The 1,705-nt window shown below is 70.7% G+C and carries 1 protein-coding gene; it reads left to right on the forward strand.

All coding sequences use genetic code 11. From position 1 onward, the window contains the following. Positions 1-337: 337 nt before the first annotated feature. Positions 338-1,564 (forward strand): beta-1,3-glucanase family protein, encoded by a 1,227-nt coding sequence (locus E2E34_RS34045; protein WP_138905679.1) that lies wholly within the window; start codon positions 338-340, stop codon positions 1,562-1,564. The last annotated feature ends 141 nt before the right edge of the window (positions 1,565-1,705 follow it).

Genomic DNA, 1,705 nt, shown 5'->3' on the forward strand with positions numbered 1-1,705 from the left:
GACCAGGGGGATGCGGGCGGCACGTGAACCTCCGGGGGCCGGGTGGTGTAGACCTGTGCCCGCTGGTCTAGCACGGGGCTCCACGCCCGTTCAATGGCTGTGCGGGACTTGATGGAAAGCGCTTGCGCTCCGACGGCCGGGGCGGCGCGCGAGAGAGAGGGCGCGAGTGAAGCGCGGCGCCGCGCCCGCGCGCTCCTTGCCGCGACTGCGGCGCCGCTCCGTCAGGTCGCCGACCGTCGGCCCGAGAAGCTGAGAGCGCTCTCAGACGCAAGCCTTGACGCCCGCCCCGACGGTCGCGACAGTGGGAACTCCCCCCACACCAGCAGGAGTTCACCGCGTGATAACCCGTCGTACCTTCCTCGCAGGCACCACCGCGGCCACGGCAGCGCTCTCCTCTCCCGCCTGGGGAAGCGCTCTCATCCCGCGGTCCGCCGCCGCACCCGCCACCTGCGAACTGGCCCTGGCGAACAAGTCGCTGCCGGGCACGGTCCACGCGTACGTCACCGGTCACGAGCAGGGCACCGGCCGCTGGGTGCTGTTGCGCCCCGGCGGCGGCGTGTACTACCCGCAGTCCCCCGCCGCGCCCCAGACACCGCTCCCTGTCGACTGCGCCATCGCGTTGCGTCCGGCGGGTGCGGGGCCGGTGGTGCTGACCCTGCCTCAGATGTTCGGCGCCCGGGTCTACTTCGTACGCGACGGCAAGCTGGACTTCTTCGTGAACCCGGGCCCCGCCCTGGTCGAGCCCGCCTTCGCGACCTCCACCGACGCCAATTACGGCCGCACCTGGTCGTTCGCGGAGTTCACCTTCAACCCGCAGCAGCTCTACGCCAACATCAGTTACGTCGACCTGGTGACCGCCCTGCCCATCGGTCTCACCCTGACCGGCGACGCCACCCACACCGTCGCCCCCCTGCCGGCCGGCGCGCTGCAGAAGATGGCCGACGCGCTGGTGGCCCAGGCCGCCCGGGACGGCCGGCCGTGGGACAAGCTGGTCGTCCGCGCCGCGAACGGCTCGGTCCTGCGGGTGATCTCCCCGCAGAACCTCATGGCGCCGTACTTCGACCGCCCCGACCAGATGCCGCTGCGCGACGCCTTCACCGGGTACATCGACCGCGTCTGGGAGAAGTACCGCACCACCGACCTGCGGATAGACCTCCAGGGCGGGCGCGGCGTGCGCGTGGGCCGGGTCAGCGGGGGCGTCCTGAACTTCACGGGCGGGCACAGCTTCACCAAGCCCACCTCGAAGGACGTCTTCACCTGCAACCACGGGCCGTTCACCAACAACCCGGGCGACTCCGACGACCGCAAGGCGCTGCTCGCCCGGCTGGCGGCGGGCTTCAACCGCACGACCCTGCTCACCCACCCCGACCAGCCGAACGGCCCGGCGCCCTCCGACTACTACCGCGACCCGTCGACCAACCACTGGGCGCGGGTGGTCCACGCGCACACGCCGATCGGCTACGCCTTCCCGTACGACGACGTCCGGCCGGACGGCCGGCCGGACGTCTCGGGCGCCGCGCACGACGGCAACCCGCGCCGCTTCACGCTGACGGTCGGGTCGTAGGGGGCGGATGGCGCTGCGGCTGAGGGCCTCCGGGTGAACCTTCGGCAGACTTGTTGAAACTTGAACGGAATGAGTCTACAGTCGTTCTCGTTGAAGGTTCAACCAACTTCGAAGGAGTTCGTCATCATGGGTCTCTTCAGC

Source organism: Streptomyces albidochromogenes (assembly GCF_005981925.1).
Taxonomy (GTDB): Bacteria; Actinomycetota; Actinomycetes; order Streptomycetales; family Streptomycetaceae; genus Streptomyces; species Streptomyces albidochromogenes.